The organism is Herminiimonas contaminans, from assembly GCF_015645465.1.
Taxonomy (GTDB): Bacteria; Pseudomonadota; Gammaproteobacteria; order Burkholderiales; family Burkholderiaceae_D; genus Oxalicibacterium; species Oxalicibacterium contaminans.
On record NZ_JADOEL010000006.1, the window covers coordinates 88,223 to 105,763 of the forward strand.

Here is a 17,541-nt window from a genome sequence, read left to right on the forward strand (position 1 = left end):
TCAGCTACCAGGTAAGGCGTGCATATTGGGGAAGAACATTTCCTTCCATGAAATCGGTTTGGTCTTAACCATGCCGATGCGGTTCATGAAATCCGCGTACTTCATGGTGTTTTTCGGTGTGGTGGTGAATTCGATGTCCGGATCGTTGAGCATTTTCTCGATCGATTCCACACTTTCTTTTGATTTGCTCACGCGTATATAAAACTCGGCTGCTGCTTTCTTATCCTTGTTGATGATGGCAATCGACGAATCGAATGCTTTCAGGAAGGCTGCGTAGGTCTTGGGATTGGCGTCGACAAATTTCTGGCTCGCCCACACTACGTTAAAAGTATGCGGTCCTCCGGTCACTTCATATGAATTGACGACGGTATGGATGCCTGGCTTATCCAGTTCTATGTATTGGAATGGTGGTGAAGTGAAATGACTATTGATTTCGCTACTGCCGGACAATAGGGCGGCCATGCCATCAGGGTGTGATTGGGTAACGGTGAATTTATCCAGCTGGTTTTCCTTGCCGGGGCCGAACGCTTTCTCTGCTGCCATTTGCAACGTGATGGCCTGGATTGATACCTTGACTGCTGGCAATGCGATTTTGTCTTTGCTACTGAAATCTTTCAGCGTCTTGATATCCGGATTGCGGGTATTCAGGAATAGCGGCATCGAGTTCATCGCGGCCACTGCTTTGACGCCAATGTTGTCCTTGGTTTTGGCCCACAGCGTGATGAATGGTCCCAGGCCGCCGGAAGCGAACTGCAGGTCGCCTGACAGCAGCGCATCATTCATGACGTTGCCGCCGGCAAATTTGGCCCACTGCACTTTGATATCGCCTAGGCCCGCTTCCTTTGCTTCCTTCTCCAGCAACTTGTTCTCTTCCATGATCATTAAAGGCAGGTAGCTGATGCCATACTGCTGTGCGATCCCAATTTTGTTAACCTCTGCAGATACATTGGCGACCGCCCCAATTAAAAAAAATGAACCAATTAGCGCTCGTAAACCGGATGTGCGAAATTTCATGATGTCTCCTCGTTTTTGATTATTTGAAACAAAACCGAATCGTTAAATTTCCTTTTAATGGACTATCGCGTAACTGCAGAACTACCCTTTCATCGACTAAGTACCAATGCCAATCCGGACAAGAAAAACAAACCGAGCATCAACTTCCGGAATCCGTTTTCGCTGACGTGATGAAACAAACGCAGCCCCAGCCAGCTACCTATCAGCAAGGCGGGTACACACAGCAAAATATTCAGGCCGGTCTCCCGGCTTAGTTCACCAGCGCCTCCCATCCAGGCCAGCGTTGTTGCGTGCACGATCAGAATGTACGGCTGGAAAACACCACGCTGTTCCGACTTGCTCCAGCCACGCAAACCGCACCACAAGGTCGGAAACACACCGTTCAGACTGGTTGCGCCGCCCATGAAACCGCCCAGCATGCCAACTGCGCCATCGGCGATCTTGCCGCTTACTGATGCCAGTCGCAGTACAGGCATCTTCGGTTGGAAAAGCATATAGCTGCTGTACAGGATAAGTAGCAGTCCTACGCCTTGCCGCACCATCTTTCCATCCAGGCTGTGTAATGCGGCGACACCAATCGGCACACCGACCATCGCACCAGCCAGGAAAGGCCACAACAAGCCAAACCGGATCGAACCGCGCAGCTGCCATGCCATCACCAGATTGACCAGCAGTGAGCAGGCAACCACCAGCGGTACAACCTCGCTCGGTGCCAGCACGTGCATCCAGACAGCCGACGCGATCAATGCGAAAGCGAAGCCACTGCTGCCTGAGACGATCGCTGCCAACATTGCGCCGAACAGAACGATGGCGAATTGCAATGTCATCGCGCGTGCATGCAAATGCGGATATCAATCAAGCCGTCACCTGTGCGTATGGTTGGAGTTGATTGCGACTGTAGGCCGCATAATCATCAATGTCAACTATATGACATGTATCAATTTGCCGTATCGAGTGCTATTATCGATTGCAGGCAAAGACAGGCTCTGTGTGCGATGCAACAATCCGGCTTCGGTTTAATGTCGGGAGGACTAAAAAATCATGATGGAATTTGACCACTCTACAGTCGTAGGAACGACGCTCTACAAAGAGGTCAAGCGTCGCGTGCTGCGGGCGCTTGCCGGCGGCGAGTGGAAGCCAGGCGCAGCCATCCCGGCCGAAAAAAAATTATGTGAAATGTTTTCCGTATCGATCGGTACGTTGCGCAAGGCGATCGACGAACTGGTTGCCGAAAATATCCTGATACGCCATCAGGGCAGGGGGACCTTCGTTTCGATGCACAATCGCGAACAGCAAATGTTTCGCTTCTTCAATGTCGTGCATCATGACGGTACCAAACATTATCCCCAGCTTGAACTGATCGCATTTGCAAAGAAGAAGGCCAGCCCGCTGGTTGCGCAAAAGCTGAAACAGCCTGGCACCAAAGTCTTTGAGTTTACGAATGTGTTGAGTCTGCAGGGTACCCCGGTAATTGTTGACGACATTATGGTGCCGGACCTGCTCTTTGTCGGATTGACGGAGGAGGTGTTGCGTAATCGTCCGAACACCTTGTACAACTTGTACCAGCTGCGCTTCGGCATCAGTATCATCCGTACCGAGGAACGCCTGCGTGCAGTCAGCGCCGATGCGCGCTATGCCCGCCTGCTGGGTTTAAAAGTAGGGGCGCCGCTGCTGGAGGTGCACCGGGTTGCGTACTCGTATGATGAGCAGCCGGTCGAATGGCGGGTCTCGCATATCAATACGGAAAACCATGAATACATGGCCCATGCAGCACTTTACTCATGAGCTGAGGTCAGAGCGATGGTGTTGATTGATAGAGATATGGTCATCTGACAATAAAAAACGAACGCCATACCGTCAGGTACAACGTTCGTCAGCGGAAAGTGTGGCTGTAATGGCGGCCACGCTTTAGCGTGTATTATTTCTGGGCATCCTTCGCCGCATTCTCTATTTTTTCACCGGCTTTTTCAATTTGCTGGCCAGCTTTATCCATGGTCTTATCCATTTCCTTGCCCGCTTTTTCTGCCGGCCCTTCCTTATGGCAAGCAGATAAGGACAAAGCCATTATTCCGGTCGCCAATATGGTCATTGCCATGTTTTTGTATTGAATCATTCATGCCTCCATAGAGTGGGTGATTAAGCCTGCTTACTTTTTGTTCTTGCCGACTTCATTACCGATAACACCACCAACTGCAGCGCCGCCTACTGTACCCAAGGCACTACCGCCGGTCAGGACTGCACCACCAACAGCACCGGCACCTGCGCCGATGGCCATGCTCTTGTCGCGCTGAGACATATTTTCACAACCGGCTGCACCGAGCAGGACGACGGTAGCGACAGCGCTTAATGCGAGTTTCTGTACGGTCTTCATAGCTTATCCTTAAATTAAGATGGTCACTTAAGACTGACTCCCATCTTAAGCGAAAGATTCCTCGCTATCGGTGCGATAACACACGTAAATCTTAAGAAAACTGTAACAATTATTGTCGGGCAATGATTTGGAGAGCTTCCTGGTAATAAATGCGATCCAGAACCGTCCTATGTTTCCTCCTTTGACCGGCAACTAGTATCTGACGCTCGTATAACTTTTATAGGGACGGCAGACAATGAATAAGAAATTGGGGATGGCAGTGCTGGGAGCTGCGTTTATCTTGCCATTTACGGCGCAGGCGGAAGGTGCGTATGTTGGTTTCAATGGTGGCCGCGCGCAGCAGAAGCTGAATATCTATGAGGATGGTTCTTCCGGTAAGGACAGCGCGACTGCTTATAAATTTTATGGCGGGTATGAATTCAACCAATACTTCGGCGTACAGGGTGGTTATGTCGATATGGGGAAAGCTAGAGGTTCTTATGAGGATGACGGTGTAAAGGGGACTCTGCAAAGCAAAATAAAGTCGCTATACGTTGCAGTCATCGGCAGTTTGCCGGTCAATCAACAATTTTCGTTGTTCGGGAAGCTGGGAGTGTCGCGTAATCGGGTCAAGTTAATGGACAACTGGGTGGAAGACGGTGTTGCATGGCGTGCATGGGGTTCGGAAACCCGAACAAAGCCTTTGATTGGCGTCGGCGCTGAGTATAAGTTCACCAAGAACTGGGCGATGGTGGCGGAATATGAGGATTTCGGCAAAGTCCTCAAAGGGGAAGGGGCGAACCTGAAAGCGCGCATGTATTCGGTCGGCTTGCATTACCATTTCTGACGCGTCATACCAAAAGAAAAAGCCAGCTTGCAGCTGGCTTTTTCTATTTACGCTTTAACGTTTGCAGCAATGTGGGTAAGTGCCTCTTCCACCTGATCCACCAGTATCAGGCAGAGATCGCCTGCTTCCAGTTTCGCCAGTGCAGTATCGATGGCGACGAATTCACCCTGGATTTCTTGCGTAGATGTCGTGCGTTTGGCGTTGCTCAGGCCATCGCGCAGCAAGGCCAGTACTTCACCGTCAGCGCGACCGCGCTGGCATTGGTCTTCGTACAGGATGATGTCGTCGAATGCATCGCCGAGGATCTGGGTCTGGCGACGCAGGTCTTCGTCACGACGGTCACCTGCACCGCTGATGACAACCATGCGGCGTTTGGCCGGCATACCTTCTACAGCGCGGGTCAGCGCTTCTATCGCGTCAGGATTGTGGCCGTAGTCAGCAATCACGGTCGCGCCTTTGTGCGAGAAGATGTTGAAGCGCCCTGGGGTGGTGCTGGCGCTGTTTTCAAACGTGCGCAGGCCTTCCAGCACGACATTCCAGTCTAGGCCGAGGCCCCATGCAGCGCCGATAGCGGCCATTGCATTTTCGATCTGGAAGCCGACGGTGCCGTTATGGGTGATCGGAATGTCAGCGAGCCGGATGCGATGTTCGAATTTGCCTTCCGACAGGACGATCTCATTGCCATCTTGGAACAGGACGCGATGGCCTTGCGCACGATGTGTCGCGAGCACCGCATGATTGCTGTCTTGTGCAAAGAAGGTGACGCTGCCCGGGCAGCTGCTGGCCATGTTGGCGACCATAGGATCGGCAGCATTCAGGACGGCAGTACCGTTAGGTGCGACGTTCTGTACGATCACGCGTTTGACGACGGCGAGATCTTCCACGGTGGAGATGAAGTTCAGGCCGAGGTGATCGCCGACGCCGATGTTGGTCACGACTGCCACATTGCAGCGGTCAAAGCCGAGGCCTTCACGCAAGACGCCGCCACGTGCGGTTTCGAGCACGGCAGCATCAACGTCCGGGTGCATCAGTACATTGCGTGCGCTACGTGGGCCGCTGCAGTCGCCGGTATCGATACGCTGGTTTTCGATATACACACCATCGGTGCTGGTCATGCCGACACGGTATTTATTACCTTGCAGGATGTGCGCGATCAGGCGGACGGTCGTGGTCTTGCCATTGGTGCCAGCCACTGCGACGACCGGGATACGGCCATCGTCGCCTTCCTTGAACATGGTGGAGATAATCGCTTCACCGACCGGACGGCCTTTGCCGAACGATGGCTTGATGTGCATGCGCAAACCAGGTGCAGCATTGACTTCAACCACGCCACCGCCTTGTTCTTCGAGAGTCTTGATCACGCTTTCGCAAACCAGGTCGATACCGCAGATATCGAGACCGATCATTTGTGCGGCTTCTACTGCGCGTGCTGCGAGATCAGGATGGACATCGTCGGTAACGTCGGTTGCGGTGCCGCCGGTACTGAGGTTGGCGTTGTTGCGCAGGACAACCTGCACGCCTTTAGGCGGTACGCTTTCCAGCGTGTAATTGATCTTGGCCAGGGTCGCCAGCGTCAGGTTGTCGACCTTGATTTTGGTCAGCGGGCTGGCATGGCCATCGCCGCGCAATGGATCGAGGTTAACCTGGTCGATCAATTGACGGATGGTTTGTGAGCCATCGCCGATGACTTCCGGTGGTGCGCGGCGAGCCGCTGCAATCAGTTGCTTGCCGACCACCAGCAGGCGGTAATCGTGGCCTGGCAGATAACGCTCAACCACCACGTCGCTGCAGATATCGTAAGCCACCGCGAATGCGGTTTTGACTTCTTCTTCCGTCTTCATATTGACGGCGACGCCTTTGCCCTGATTGCCATCGCGCGGTTTGATGACGACCGGTGCGCCGATGTCCTGGGCCGCTTGCCATGCTTCTTCTGCGGTGGTGACCGAGGCGCCATCAGGCACTGGTACACCGGCAGCTGCCAGCAAGACTTTGGTCATTTCCTTGTCTTGGGCGATTGATTCCGCAATGGCGCTGGTGAAGCCGGTTTCTGCTGCCTGGATACGTTGCTGACGGCTGCCCCAGCCGAATTGCACCATGCTGCCTTCAGTCAGGCGACGGAACGGAATGCCACGGGCAACGGCAGCATCAACGATAGAGCCGGTGCTGGGTCCGAGGCGGATGTCTTCGTCCAGCTCGCGCAGGCTGGCAAGTGCAGTTGCCAGATCGAACGGGGTATCTTCGGTTGCAGCGCGGCACAGGTTTTGCGCCAGTTCGAATGCAAGACGACCCACGGCTTCTTCGGTGTAGGCAACCACGACCTGATAAATACCAGGTTCTACGGTCTGGATGGTGCGGCTAAAGGTGACCGGGCAGCCCGCCTGTGCTTGCAGGCAGAGGGCAGCACTTTCCAGCACATGCGCCATCGAGAAAGTGGTTTCTGCTGGTTCCAGGAATTTGATTTCCGGGAAGCGGGCGCGCAAACGATCTTCGAAGCCGGGAATGGAGAGGATGGTTTGTTCGATTCCATTGCAAGAGACAATGGCTTCGATCGACGTATGCCGGCTCCACAGGTTAGGGCCGCGCAAGGCGCGTACGCGTGATATTTCCATGAGCATCTTCCTTCGTGGCGCGACGGTTCTTTTTTTTCCGCTAGCCGGTGCTTTATCGATTAACGCATCGAGATAGACTGCGTTGGTCTCTTTATTATCGTGGTGTGCGTATACTGAGCTCATGATTTTTAGGCCGTGACGTTAGCATCTGTTGATTCAAATGTTTCTATCCCGGCACGCATCAAATCAGGGCTGACGCCCAAGGCCCACGCTGCGGCAATTGCTGCCAGACTATTTTCAATGTTGAGATCGGCGCGTTCCTGCGCTGCGCTGACCACAACTTCTTCCTTGCCCGTTGCCAGTACGATATTGCCGTCACGTACATAGACACTGCGACCGCCTTCGGCTTGGTGCGCAACGATGACGGGTGTGCTTGGCGCAACGGCAAAGAAAATCACGCTGCCATCGCACAGCGCAGCAAATTCAGCGACGCGCGCATCGGCAGCATTAAGTACGGCGACGCCATCCGGCAATACGATATCGACCTGGGTGCGTGCCACCTTGGTCATTTGATCGGCGTCTTCTATATAGAACTCAGGCAATTTGTCGTCTGGGTCGATATTCGTTACCACGCCGACCTGGCACCAGTCGTAGGCCAAGCCTTCGGACAGAATGGCTTTGCTGCTGTTTTCAAAAACGGCGGCTTCCACCATGCGATTGAGCAGAACCTGGCGGGTTGCTTGCCAGTTGTCGCTTTTCTTTTGCTTTACGTGGCGCTGATGCAGGAACAAGCCGTCGCGGCAAGCCAGGCCGACGTACTTGCCTTGCAAGTGCAGCAGCCAGGCGATCAGGCGCGAAACGACGGTTGTGCCGTTTGAGCCGGTAACGCCGACGATGGGGATGCGACCGTTTTGGTCCTCGGCAAACAGATGGTCGACGATCGCGCGTCCGACCGGACGAGCCGGACCATCAGCTGGCTTCAAATGCATGAGCAGGCCCGGACCGGCGTTGACTTCAACGATGGCACCGCCTTGTTCTTCCAGCGGGCGGGAGATATCTTCTGCCACCAGGTCGACGCCAGCGATGTCGAGGCCGACGATGCGCGCTGCCAGTGAGGCGGCCGCTGCAACGCTAGGGTGTACCTGGTCGGTTACGTCAAAGGCGACGTTACCGTTACGTTGCACGAGGATGGTTTCGCCGGCTGGCGGGATGGATTCGGTGGTATAACCCTGGCGTGCCAGCTCCAGCAAGACCACGCGTGGATCGTCTGCTTCGTCGATCAGGATCAGGTTGAGCGGGCAGTCTTCACTGCTGCCGCGACGCGGATCGCTGTTGAGCTGGCTATTGATCAGTTCGGAAATGGTCGAGACGCCGTCGGAGACGATGGAGGCTTCTTCACCGCGCGCTGCGGCGACCAGGCGGCCACCGATGATGAGCAGGCGGTGCTCGTTGCCACGCACGAAGCGTTCGACGATGACGTCGCTGCTTTCTTGCTCGGCCAGCAAGAAGGCGGCTTCGATGTCTTTTTGGTTATTCAGGTTGGTCGAGACGCCGCGGCCGTGATTGCCGTCCAGCGGTTTGACAACGACCGGCAAGCCTATGCTCTCGGCAGCATCCCAGGCATCGGCGACGCTATTGACGATCCGGCCTTCCGGCACGGGTACGCCGCAGGATTGCAGCAGGGTCTTGGTTAATTCTTTGTCGCTGGAAATGGTTTCCGCGATGGCGCTGGTCTGGTCGGTCTCGGCGGTCCAGATGCGGCGTTGACGCGCACCGTAGCCAAGTTGCACCAGATTGCCTTCATTCAGGCGCATCGACGGGATGCGGCGGTCGGTTGCAGCATCGACGATGCAGCCGGTGCTTGGTCCCAAAGCAACAGATTCCAGGATGTCGCGCAGATTGTCGACCGTAGCTTTGACGTCGAAAGGCTTGTCCTGGATCGCTGCCATGACCAGATCGCGTGCGGCAAAGAGGGCGGCGCGGCTGACTTCTTCATGGCGGGCGCGGACCACGACTTTATAGACACCGCGTTTCGAGGTTTCACGTGCTTTACCGAAGCCGCTTTGCATGCCGGCCAGGTTTTGCAGTTCGATCATCACGTGTTCCATGATGTGGCCAGGCCAGGTGCCTTCGCGCAAGCGCATCAGGAAACCGCCGTGTACGCCGACGCCGCAATGATGTTCAACCAGGCTAGGCAACCAGGCAGTCAGCCGTTCGTAAAAGCCGGGGATGGTGTTGGAAGGAAAATCTTCCAGATCACCAATATCAACCCAAGCCTCCAGCACCGGACGATAAGTCCAGATATTTGGTCCGCGTAAACTGAGCACATCGATAATATCGATGGTTTTGTTGTTCATTTGTAATGGAAAGTCTGTAGGGGAAAGCCAAAACCCAGTGGCTAAAATGGATGTAACGCGCTCGCGGCTTTTAGGTTTACTTATTTAGTGATTATATTTTTGATGCGCTGGAATACGACAAACAAGTTGGTTTGCTTTGGATATACTGGCCGCCAATCTGAGACAAAACCATATATTCTGGTCGCAAGTTCACGAATATGCGTACTTTACGAGAACCTTTCCCGCATTGATGAAAACCGCCTCTTCTTCTTTATTGATCGCAAAAAGCGCCGTTCCGGCAGCTTGGCAGGATGTTAACGCCCGCCTGAGCAAGGATGAAATCATACTCGCTCACCTCGAACTTGATCTTGATTTAAGTCTACATTTCGTGTCTGGCGTTGTGATTCTTACAAATTTGCAACTCTTGGCGCGCGCGCATGGCGAGTCGAGCTGGCAAGCCTGGCCTTTGCGCGCCGATATGGCGCTGAAACACTATGATCACGCCGGTGTCGGCAGCCTGGAATTGCATGATGCCCATGCGCGTCTGGCGCTCTGGCGTTACACGCTGGCACAGAACCCGCAGGCATTGCATCTGATTACCGAATTTGAGCAACAACGCCATGCGATTGCGACCGGCGTCGCGCAAGTCAGGCTGGCGGAGGACGACGCGCAGGATGACGAAGATGCCGAGGATGGCAATGCCGCCGAAGAACAACCGCCATCGACGGCTTCGCTGTTCCGCCTGTGGCGTTTCGCCCGGCCTTACCGCGGGCAATTGTTGCTCGGTTTCATCCTGACGCTGGCGTCAACCGCAGCAACCCTGGTGCCGCCTTACATGACCATGCCTTTGATGGATAACGTCTTGATTCCATATCAAAACGGCGTACCTATCGATAAGGGTCTGGTCGCGCTTTACCTCGGTGGTTTATTTGGTTCGGCGCTGTTTGCCTGGGGCCTGGGCTGGGCTCGTACCTATATCCTGGCGCTGGTCAGCGAACGGATAGGTGCAGATTTGCGTACTACCACCTATGAGCATTTGCTGCGTCTGTCGCTTGAGTACTTTGGCGGTAAGCGTACCGGTGACCTGATGACGCGTATCGGTTCCGAGACCGATCGGATTTGCGTTTTCCTGTCGCTGCATTTGCTGGACTTCTTCACCGACGTCCTGATGATCATGATGACGGCGGCGATCCTGATTTCGATCAATCCGTGGCTGGCGTTGGTGACCTTGCTGCCTTTGCCTTTCATCGCGTGGATGATCCACGTTGTGCGTGACAAGCTGCGCAACGGCTTCGAAAAAGTCGACCGGATCTGGTCACAAGTGACCAACGTGCTGGCTGATACGATACCGGGCATACGCGTGGTGAAAGCTTTCGCGCAGGAAAAACGTGAAGCTGCACGTTTCCGCGAAGCGAACAACCACAACCTGGTTGTAAATGATCGCGTCAACAAAGTCTGGTCGCTGTTTTCACCGACCGTCACCTTCCTGACCGAAATTGGTTTGCTGGTCGTTTGGGCGCTTGGTATCTGGCAAGTGTCGCAAGGCATGATCACGGTTGGTGTTCTGACGGCCTTCCTCGCTTACATCAGTCGTTTTTATACGCGCCTCGATTCGATGAGCCGTATCGTTTCCGTTACGCAAAAAGCAGCAACCGGTGCCAAGCGTATTTTCGATATCCTGGATCACGTTTCCAGCGTGCCGGAAGCAAGTAATCCGGTACACCTCGATAAAGTGCAGGGCAAAATCACCATCAAGGACATCGGTTTCCGTTACGGTAATCGTGCGGTGATTCGTGGTCTGGACCTGACCATCAATCCGGGTGAAATGATAGGCCTGGTTGGTCATAGCGGTTCCGGCAAGAGCACGCTGGTCAATCTGATTTGTCGCTTCTACGACGTCTCCGCCGGCGCTATCATGGTTGACGGCGTGGATGTGCGCTCGATACCAATACCTGAGTACCGTCGCAACATCGGCCTGGTCTTGCAGGAGCCCTTCCTCTTCTTCGGCACCATCGCTGACAACATCGCTTACGGTAAACCGGACGCCAGCCGCGAAGACATCATCGCAGCTGCGCGTGCCGCGCATGCGCATGAATTCATCCTGCGCCTGCCACACGGTTACGATTCCATGGTCGGTGAACGCGGACAAACCTTGTCCGGTGGTGAGCGTCAACGTATCTCGATTGCGCGCGCGCTGCTGATCGATCCGCACATCCTGATCCTCGATGAAGCAACCTCGTCGGTCGATACCACTACCGAACGCGAAATTCAAAAAGCGCTGGATAACCTGGTGCGTGGCCGTACCACCATCGCGATTGCACACCGCTTATCCACATTGCGTCGCGCTGATCGCATCGTCGTGATGGATAGAGGGCAAATCGTCGAAGTCGGTTCGCATGATGAATTGTTGCAACGTGAAGGCGCGTACTACAAGCTGTATCAGGCGCAACAACGCCAGGCAGAAGACATGCTGGAAGATGGAATCAAAGTCGGGGAGGTCGCATGAGAAACTTTCAACTAACGCGTAACGCCTACGGCAAACTGATTTATGCGGCGCCGGGCGTGGAGACGCAGGAAGGCGTTGTACCAGTACGTTCTTTCCCTATCGCTGCACCGGATATCGGTATCGCCATCGTCAGTCCCGACGGTCATGAATTGGAGTGGATAGAAAAGCTCAGCGATTTACCGGATGCAACGCGTCTCTTGCTGGAGGAAGAATTGGCAAGCCGCGAATTTCTGCCTGAGATCAAGCAGATCAAGCGTGTCTCGGTATTCGCATCACCCAGCACCTGGACCCTGGCGACCAATCGCGGCGACGCGACGTTGGTGCTCAAGGGAGAGGAAGATATCCGTCGCATCGGCGACTCGGCGCTGCTGATCGCGGATACGCACGGCATACAATTTCTGATCCGTGATTTGAACAAACTGGACAAGACCAGCCGTAAATTGCTCGACAGATTCTTATAATCTGCTGCACGTCTGCATGGCGTGCATCACTGCTGAGGAGAAATGTTGATGTCTGATCGTCTGCCGGCAGTACTGCAAAACCTGTCACTACCTGTCATCGGTGCGCCGATGTTCATTGCCAGTGGCCCGGCGCTGGTCAAGGCACAATGCAAGGCCGGTATCGTCGGCGCGTTTCCTGCATTGAATGCCCGGCCAGCGGAGTTGCTGGACACCTGGCTGACCGAGATCCAGTCCGAGCTCGCCGACTATAAAGCAGCCCATCCGGATGCGATCGTCGGCCCGATTGCCGTCAACCAAATCGTGCATCAATCGAATGACCGTCTCGCGCATGACGTCGAGGTATGCGTCAAACATCGCGTCCCCATCATCATTTCATCCTTGCGCGCGCCGCCTAAGGAAATGATGGATGCGATCCATAGTTATGGCGGCATCGTGCTGCATGATGTGATCTCGATACGCCACGCGCAAAAAGCATTGGAAGCCGGTGTCGATGGCCTGATCCTGGTGGCAGCGGGGGCGGGCGGTCATGCCGGTACTTTGTCACCGTTTGTGCTGGTCGGCGAAGTGCGCAAATTTTTCCCGGGGCCGATCGCCTTGTCCGGTGCAATCGCTACCGGTGATGCAGTGCTGGCAGCGCAGGCGATGGGTGCTGACTTTGCGTATGTCGGCTCCCGCTGGCTGGCGACTACAGAATCGAATGTCGACGACGCTTACCGCGATGCTATCGTGAGCTCGGCTGCAGCCGACGTGGTCTATACCAATTTGTTTACGGGCGTACACGGTAACTACCTGAAGAAATCCATCATCAACGCCGGACTTGATCCGGACAATCTGCCGCAGGCCGACAAGACCGTGATGAACTTTGGTTCAGGCAGTGGCAGCAAGATCAAGGCATGGCGTGATATCTGGGGCGCAGGACAAGGCGTGGGCCTGATTGATGAAGTGGCGTCGGTTGCAGAAGTAGTGCAACGCATGCGCGCGGAGTACGCGGCAGCAAAGAAACGACTGCACATATAAAAAAGCCCTCATCCGGGCTGATAGTCCTGGATGAGGGCTTGGTGTTTACAGCGACCTGCTTACATGCCGAAGCGTGCACCTGCACCGAGCAAGGTAGCGATACCCAGCAAGGCAAAAATGACAGCGGCGATCCGGTGTACCAGCTTCACCGGCATACGGTCAGCGATTTTGTCGCCGAAGTAAACCGCTGGTGCATTTGCCAGCATCATGCCGAAAGTCGTACCGGCGACTACCCACACGAAAGAATGGAATTGCGCGGCCAGTGCGACGGTGGCGACTTGCGTTTTATCGCCCATTTCTGCGAGGAAGAAGGCAATCAGTGTCGTCATGAATACGCCGTACTTCGCGAGCTTGGTGTCTTCTTCATCCAGCTTGTCCGGAATCAATGTCCAGCCCGCCATTAACAGGAAGGATACGCCGAGCACCCAGCGCAACACTTCCGGCCCCAGCAGGCTAGTGATCCAGGTGCCGATGGCGGCAGCGAATGCGTGATTGGCAATGGTCGCGACCAGAATAGCGAGCACGATCGGTAAAGGTCTGCGGAATTTTGCTGCGAGCAGGAAGGCGAGTAGTTGGGTTTTGTCGCCGATTTCAGCGAGGGCAACGATGCCGGTAGAGACGAAGAATGCTTCCATGACGGGGTATGACTTTCCTGGGCCGGACGAATAACCAAAGACCAAACAACGACCCCGGCCCATGCGGTCGTCACTTGATCAATGGTCTCGCCAAGTCTTACGACTATCTGCACCATGGCATGCGTGCCAAGAGTGTTGATGCAGATGCCTTTGTTGCCAAAGGCCGGCTACTCCCCAATGTTCAGGCGCAATGATAGCAGAATTGTGCAACGTTGTTTTCGCTTTTGCCGCCGGGCATGCCTATTTGTCATGGTTGGGGAATTAAGCGGCCGCATAAGGTTCCTACCCTGGTGACAGATGAAAACCAGCCCGCATGACAGGATTTATTGTTGCGCGGCAATCAAGGAGGAATGATGAGCAAGCAAGTTTCCGTCAATACCAAGCGTCCGGCGCAGACAACCGGACAAGAGCAGACAACCGGACAAGAGCAGACAACCGGACAAGAGCAGACCGAGTTGAAGTTGCCGCATGAAACTGATGAGTCACCCGACGAGCCTGCGCATAAACCGCGCGATGTCATGCATCAGGCGTACAAGGATATCGAGCAGGGACAAATGGATACGGATCGCCGGGGCATGCCTGGCGTCGAGGAAGTGCAGCGCAAGCGAGCCGGGCAATCTGTACAGCAAGAGATCCCGGCATCATCGCGTATGCCGCCCAGCACACCGAAGAAGTGATCCTGAAAAAATAATGTAGTTAGTCGCTTACCGGAACGCTGCCTGCTATCGACGAGCGGCTGCCCGCTACGGCCTGGTTGCTGGCGCCGTGATAGGCAAACGCGACTGAAGTCTTGACCGTCGGCGTGGTGTTGACACCTGCCGCATGGAAGAGCTTGCTGTGGAAAAACACCACATCGCCCTGATGCAAATCGACTGGCGTACCTTGCGCAAACAAAGCTTCATTCGGCGCGTGATCAGGACGCAGGAAGTCGAGGTCATCCAGCTGCTCGCGCGTGATGTCGAGGCGATGTGAGCCGGGGATAAACTTGAGTCCACCGTTGGCGGCGATCTCATCACCCAACGCCAGCCATACGCAAATCAGGTCAGGCTGGGTAAACGACCAGTAGCGGATGTCGCGGTGCCAGCCGGTCGCCGTGCCGAATTGCGGATGCTTGGTCATCACGGAATTGTGATGTGCCAGCGTCAGGTAAACCTCTTCGCCAAATAATTGTTTGAGCTTGTCGACGATGCGCGGATCGCGTGCCCAATCGTGAAAACACGGGTCACGATGGTAAGCGCCACGCAGGCGGCGCACGGTACGGCCACCTTCTGCATCCAGTGATGCGGGTGCGCCCGGATAGCCGAGCTCGGCCTCATACTCCAATGGTTGTTGCGCAGCTTGCAACTGCACCTTGGCTACGGCCAGCATGTGCTCGCACGCAGCCGGTTCCAGCAACTTTCGGAAAACCAGATAACCGTCTTGTTCAAATTGTGCAATCTGCTGGTCGGAAAGTACCGTGGAAAGTGCCGTGTCCATTGGTGTAATGTGCTCCTTGCTCATTTTTATTGTGAATGATGATGCAGTGTAGCGCTTTGCTGCTTAGCTTGCAGGTGGGCAAATGACGTAGATCAAAAATGCTGCAAATTTGGCTAGAACTCATTTCATCAATATCCGTGAGATGCGTTCTTACCAAAAGCGGTGCTGGCAAGGCGTACGACGCGTCGCATAGTAGCCTATGCGCAAGGAGCACAACGCGGCCAGCGCCGCTTTTGGTAAGAACCCGAAGGGAACGGGCTATTTGGGCGTATTGCTGCGTTGCGCCGCTTGCCAAGGGGACCACCCTTGGCGGCGCGACACGCCTTGCACTACCTCCCAAATAGCCGCGTTCGCACTCGCGGATATTTGTGAAATGAGTTCTAAACGCTGGGCTGGTAGTTATTGCCTGCCGCATTCCATTTCTCTACGTGCCACTTCCAGTTGATGCGACCAATCACATTGCCGTCTGCATCCAGGCCTTCGACCGGTCCATGGAATACGGCAAACATCACACCGCCGTTCGGGCTGACTGGCTGGTGGATCGCGCCTTCGTTTTCCCACAGGTAGCAACCGGCGTTGAACGGGCGCTCGGGTTCGTCGTGATAATAAAAGCCGCCTTCGATCATATAGCCTTCGACCGCACCGACATGCCGGTGGATAGGGGCAACTGCACCTGCTTCGAATCTGATGAGCAGCGTGAAGTGGCCGGTGGTGGCATTTGCATGCAGTAGTTTGAAGTGCGCGCCCGGCATCGCCCACGGCAGCCATTGCATATCCTGCGGGTGGCAGGTGAACAATGTTTCAGTGGGTGGTGTCGGGTTCGACTGATTTGCTTGCTTACTCATCGTATTCTTTGCCAATTGCAGTTAGAACGCATCTCACGGATAGTTATAAATGAGTTCTACGTATAATGAAAAATTCTTAATAATCTGTCCCCTCATGACCCGCATCTGTCCGAAGTGCTCCTATGCACGCAAGTCCAGTGACGAAGCTCCGGAATGGCAATGTCCTTCTTGCCAGGTTGCCTATATCAAGGCATCCGGTGAGCCTGTGGTTGCCAGCCGCTATGGTACGCCTGCTGCAGAAAGTCGGAGTACAACATCAGGTTTACTGAAATGGAGCGTGGCGCTGGGGCTGCTGGGTTTGGCCATATTCCTCGGCAAACCACTGTGGTCCCGGCAGCAGGCACAGCCTGCAGTTGCATCCGGAGTGCAGCCGCAGGTGACATTGTATGCCACCGAATGGTGCGGTTATTGTGCTGCCACGCGTAAACTGTTTGAACAAAAAGGCATCACCTATACCGAGCTCGACATCGAAAAGACGACTGCCGGTTACGACGGTTTCAAAAAGCTGGGCGGTAGTGGCGTGCCGGTCATCGTGATTGATGACAAGGTCATCCACGGTTTTGATGAACGGGCTTTGCATAAAAATCTGCAGCCATGGTTCAAGGAATCCTGATAGCAGGTCTACAAGGTTGGCCTGCTTGCTTATCTGAATAATTATTTGAAAGGTGCATATGCGCAAAACAAAACTTCCTTCCGGCCTGGCCGTACCCGTCCTCGGACAAGGTACCTGGTATATGGGCGATGAAGCACATCGTCGCGCGGATGAAATCGCCAGCCTGCGACTCGGCCTGGATCTCGGCATGACGCTGATCGATACCGCTGAAATGTATGGTGATGGCGCATCGGAAAAACTGGTCGGCGAAGCGATCGCCGGACGCCGTGATGAAGTCTTCCTGGTCAGCAAAGTCCTGCCTAGCAATGCATCGCGCAATGGCACCATAGCCGCCTGTGAACGCAGCTTGCGTCGCCTCGGCACTGATTGCATCGATCTGTATCTGTTGCACTGGCGTGGTCGCACGCCGTTTGCAGAAACCATCGCTGCATTTGAAGCACTGCAGGACGCCGGCAAGATCCGTCACTGGGGCGTCAGCAATATGGATGTGGATGACATGCGTGAAATTGAGCGCGCACCTGGCGGCGATGCGATGGCGACCAATCAGGTGCTGTACAACCTGACACGCCGCGGCATTGAATATGATTTATTGCCGCAGGCGCAGGACCGGGGTTTGCCATTGATGGCTTACTCGCCGATAGAACAGGGCCGCCTGACCGAATATCCGGAAGTGCAGGACATCGCCGACCGGCACGGTGTGACTCCGGCGCAGGTGGCGCTGGCCTGGGTATTGCGCCAGGAAGGTGTGATCGCGATTCCGAAAGCATCGACTCCAGAGCACGTGCGGGAAAACCGTGCCGCCCTGGATTTGCAGCTGACGGCGGAAGACCTGGAAGAACTGGATGATATGTTCCCGCCACCGGACGGACCGGAACCGCTGGAAATGATTTGA

At 54.9% G+C, this 17,541-nt stretch carries 17 protein-coding genes and 1 riboswitch; of the genes, 8 read left to right on the forward strand and 9 right to left on the reverse strand.

The features are described 5' to 3' along the window. Entirely contained in the window at nucleotides 1-1,014 is a 1,014-nt protein-coding gene (locus IXC47_RS09625) for an ABC transporter substrate-binding protein (RefSeq protein WP_195875489.1), read from the reverse strand. Nucleotides 1,015-1,103: 89 nt separating this feature from the next. After that, the gene (locus IXC47_RS09630) at nucleotides 1,104-1,841 is read right to left on the reverse strand and encodes a sulfite exporter TauE/SafE family protein (RefSeq protein WP_195875490.1); all 738 of its coding nucleotides are present in this window, start codon (nucleotides 1,839-1,841) and stop codon (nucleotides 1,104-1,106) included. Between the two features lie 214 nt (nucleotides 1,842-2,055). On the opposite strand from IXC47_RS09630, the gene IXC47_RS09635 reads away from it, so the two are divergent. Then, nucleotides 2,056-2,799, forward strand: coding sequence for a GntR family transcriptional regulator (locus IXC47_RS09635; protein ID WP_195875491.1), 744 nt, complete (start codon nucleotides 2,056-2,058; stop codon nucleotides 2,797-2,799). 133 nt (nucleotides 2,800-2,932) lie between these two features. Here IXC47_RS09635 and IXC47_RS09640 read toward each other — a convergent pair whose 3' ends face one another. Then, a complete protein-coding gene (locus IXC47_RS09640; RefSeq protein WP_195875492.1) occupies nucleotides 2,933-3,127 on the reverse strand; it encodes a hypothetical protein in 195 nt (64 codons plus the stop codon). Nucleotides 3,128-3,160: 33 nt separating this feature from the next. Continuing rightward, nucleotides 3,161-3,385 (reverse strand): glycine zipper 2TM domain-containing protein, encoded by a 225-nt coding sequence (locus IXC47_RS09645; protein ID WP_195875493.1) that lies wholly within the window; start codon nucleotides 3,383-3,385, stop codon nucleotides 3,161-3,163. A gap of 235 nt (nucleotides 3,386-3,620) precedes the next feature. On the opposite strand from IXC47_RS09645, the gene IXC47_RS09650 reads away from it, so the two are divergent. Next, complete coding sequence (locus IXC47_RS09650; RefSeq protein WP_195875494.1) at nucleotides 3,621-4,211, forward strand: outer membrane beta-barrel protein; 591 nt, start codon at nucleotides 3,621-3,623, stop codon at nucleotides 4,209-4,211. A 47-nt stretch (nucleotides 4,212-4,258) separates the two neighbouring features. On the opposite strand, the gene cphA is transcribed toward IXC47_RS09650, so the two are convergent. Together cphA and IXC47_RS09660 are read right to left on the reverse strand one after the other, a co-directional pair. Next, nucleotides 4,259-6,820, reverse strand: coding sequence for a cyanophycin synthetase (cphA, locus tag IXC47_RS09655; protein ID WP_195875495.1), 2,562 nt, complete (start codon nucleotides 6,818-6,820; stop codon nucleotides 4,259-4,261). A gap of 128 nt (nucleotides 6,821-6,948) precedes the next feature. After that, nucleotides 6,949-9,117, reverse strand: coding sequence for a cyanophycin synthetase (locus tag IXC47_RS09660; protein ID WP_195875496.1), 2,169 nt, complete (start codon nucleotides 9,115-9,117; stop codon nucleotides 6,949-6,951). Between the two features lie 229 nt (nucleotides 9,118-9,346). Between IXC47_RS09660 and IXC47_RS09665 the strand changes: the two genes are divergently transcribed. From IXC47_RS09665 to IXC47_RS09675, 3 genes are read left to right on the forward strand one after another with little or no spacing between them, the layout of a single operon-like run. Continuing rightward, nucleotides 9,347-11,602, forward strand: coding sequence for a cyanophycin metabolism-associated ABC transporter (locus tag IXC47_RS09665; protein WP_195875497.1), 2,256 nt, complete (start codon nucleotides 9,347-9,349; stop codon nucleotides 11,600-11,602). Beyond that, complete coding sequence (locus IXC47_RS09670) at nucleotides 11,599-12,063, forward strand: cyanophycin metabolism-associated DUF1854 family protein (protein ID WP_195875498.1); 465 nt, start codon at nucleotides 11,599-11,601, stop codon at nucleotides 12,061-12,063. The genes IXC47_RS09665 and IXC47_RS09670 overlap by 4 nt, the downstream gene beginning before the upstream one ends. Nucleotides 12,064-12,111: 48 nt before the next feature. Beyond that, the gene (locus IXC47_RS09675; protein ID WP_195875499.1) at nucleotides 12,112-13,080 is read left to right on the forward strand and encodes an NAD(P)H-dependent flavin oxidoreductase; all 969 of its coding nucleotides are present in this window, start codon (nucleotides 12,112-12,114) and stop codon (nucleotides 13,078-13,080) included. A gap of 59 nt (nucleotides 13,081-13,139) precedes the next feature. Here IXC47_RS09675 and IXC47_RS09680 read toward each other — a convergent pair whose 3' ends face one another. Beyond that, the gene (locus IXC47_RS09680; protein WP_195875500.1) at nucleotides 13,140-13,715 is read right to left on the reverse strand and encodes a TMEM165/GDT1 family protein; all 576 of its coding nucleotides are present in this window, start codon (nucleotides 13,713-13,715) and stop codon (nucleotides 13,140-13,142) included. A gap of 19 nt (nucleotides 13,716-13,734) precedes the next feature. After that, nucleotides 13,735-13,903, reverse strand: a riboswitch (yybP-ykoY riboswitch). A 165-nt stretch (nucleotides 13,904-14,068) separates the two neighbouring features. On the opposite strand from IXC47_RS09680, the gene IXC47_RS09685 reads away from it, so the two are divergent. Then, nucleotides 14,069-14,392 (forward strand): hypothetical protein, encoded by a 324-nt coding sequence (locus IXC47_RS09685; protein WP_195875501.1) that lies wholly within the window; start codon nucleotides 14,069-14,071, stop codon nucleotides 14,390-14,392. A 19-nt stretch (nucleotides 14,393-14,411) separates the two neighbouring features. On the opposite strand, the gene IXC47_RS09690 is transcribed toward IXC47_RS09685, so the two are convergent. Together IXC47_RS09690 and IXC47_RS09695 are read right to left on the reverse strand one after the other, a co-directional pair. After that, nucleotides 14,412-15,191 carry a phytanoyl-CoA dioxygenase family protein gene (locus IXC47_RS09690; protein ID WP_230089482.1) on the reverse strand — a complete coding sequence of 260 codons (780 nt, stop codon included), beginning with the start codon at nucleotides 15,189-15,191 and terminating at the stop codon, nucleotides 14,412-14,414. 380 nt (nucleotides 15,192-15,571) lie between these two features. Further along, on the reverse strand, nucleotides 15,572-16,036 hold the full coding sequence (locus tag IXC47_RS09695; protein ID WP_195875503.1) for a 2,4'-dihydroxyacetophenone dioxygenase family protein: 465 nt from the start codon (nucleotides 16,034-16,036) through the stop codon (nucleotides 15,572-15,574). Nucleotides 16,037-16,130: 94 nt separating this feature from the next. Here IXC47_RS09695 and IXC47_RS09700 point away from each other — a divergent pair, with 94 nt between their 5' ends. Then, entirely contained in the window at nucleotides 16,131-16,649 is a 519-nt protein-coding gene (locus tag IXC47_RS09700) for a glutaredoxin family protein (protein ID WP_195875504.1), read from the forward strand. 58 nt (nucleotides 16,650-16,707) lie between these two features. Further along, nucleotides 16,708-17,541 carry an aldo/keto reductase gene (locus IXC47_RS09705; protein ID WP_195875505.1) on the forward strand — a complete coding sequence of 278 codons (834 nt, stop codon included), beginning with the start codon at nucleotides 16,708-16,710 and terminating at the stop codon, nucleotides 17,539-17,541.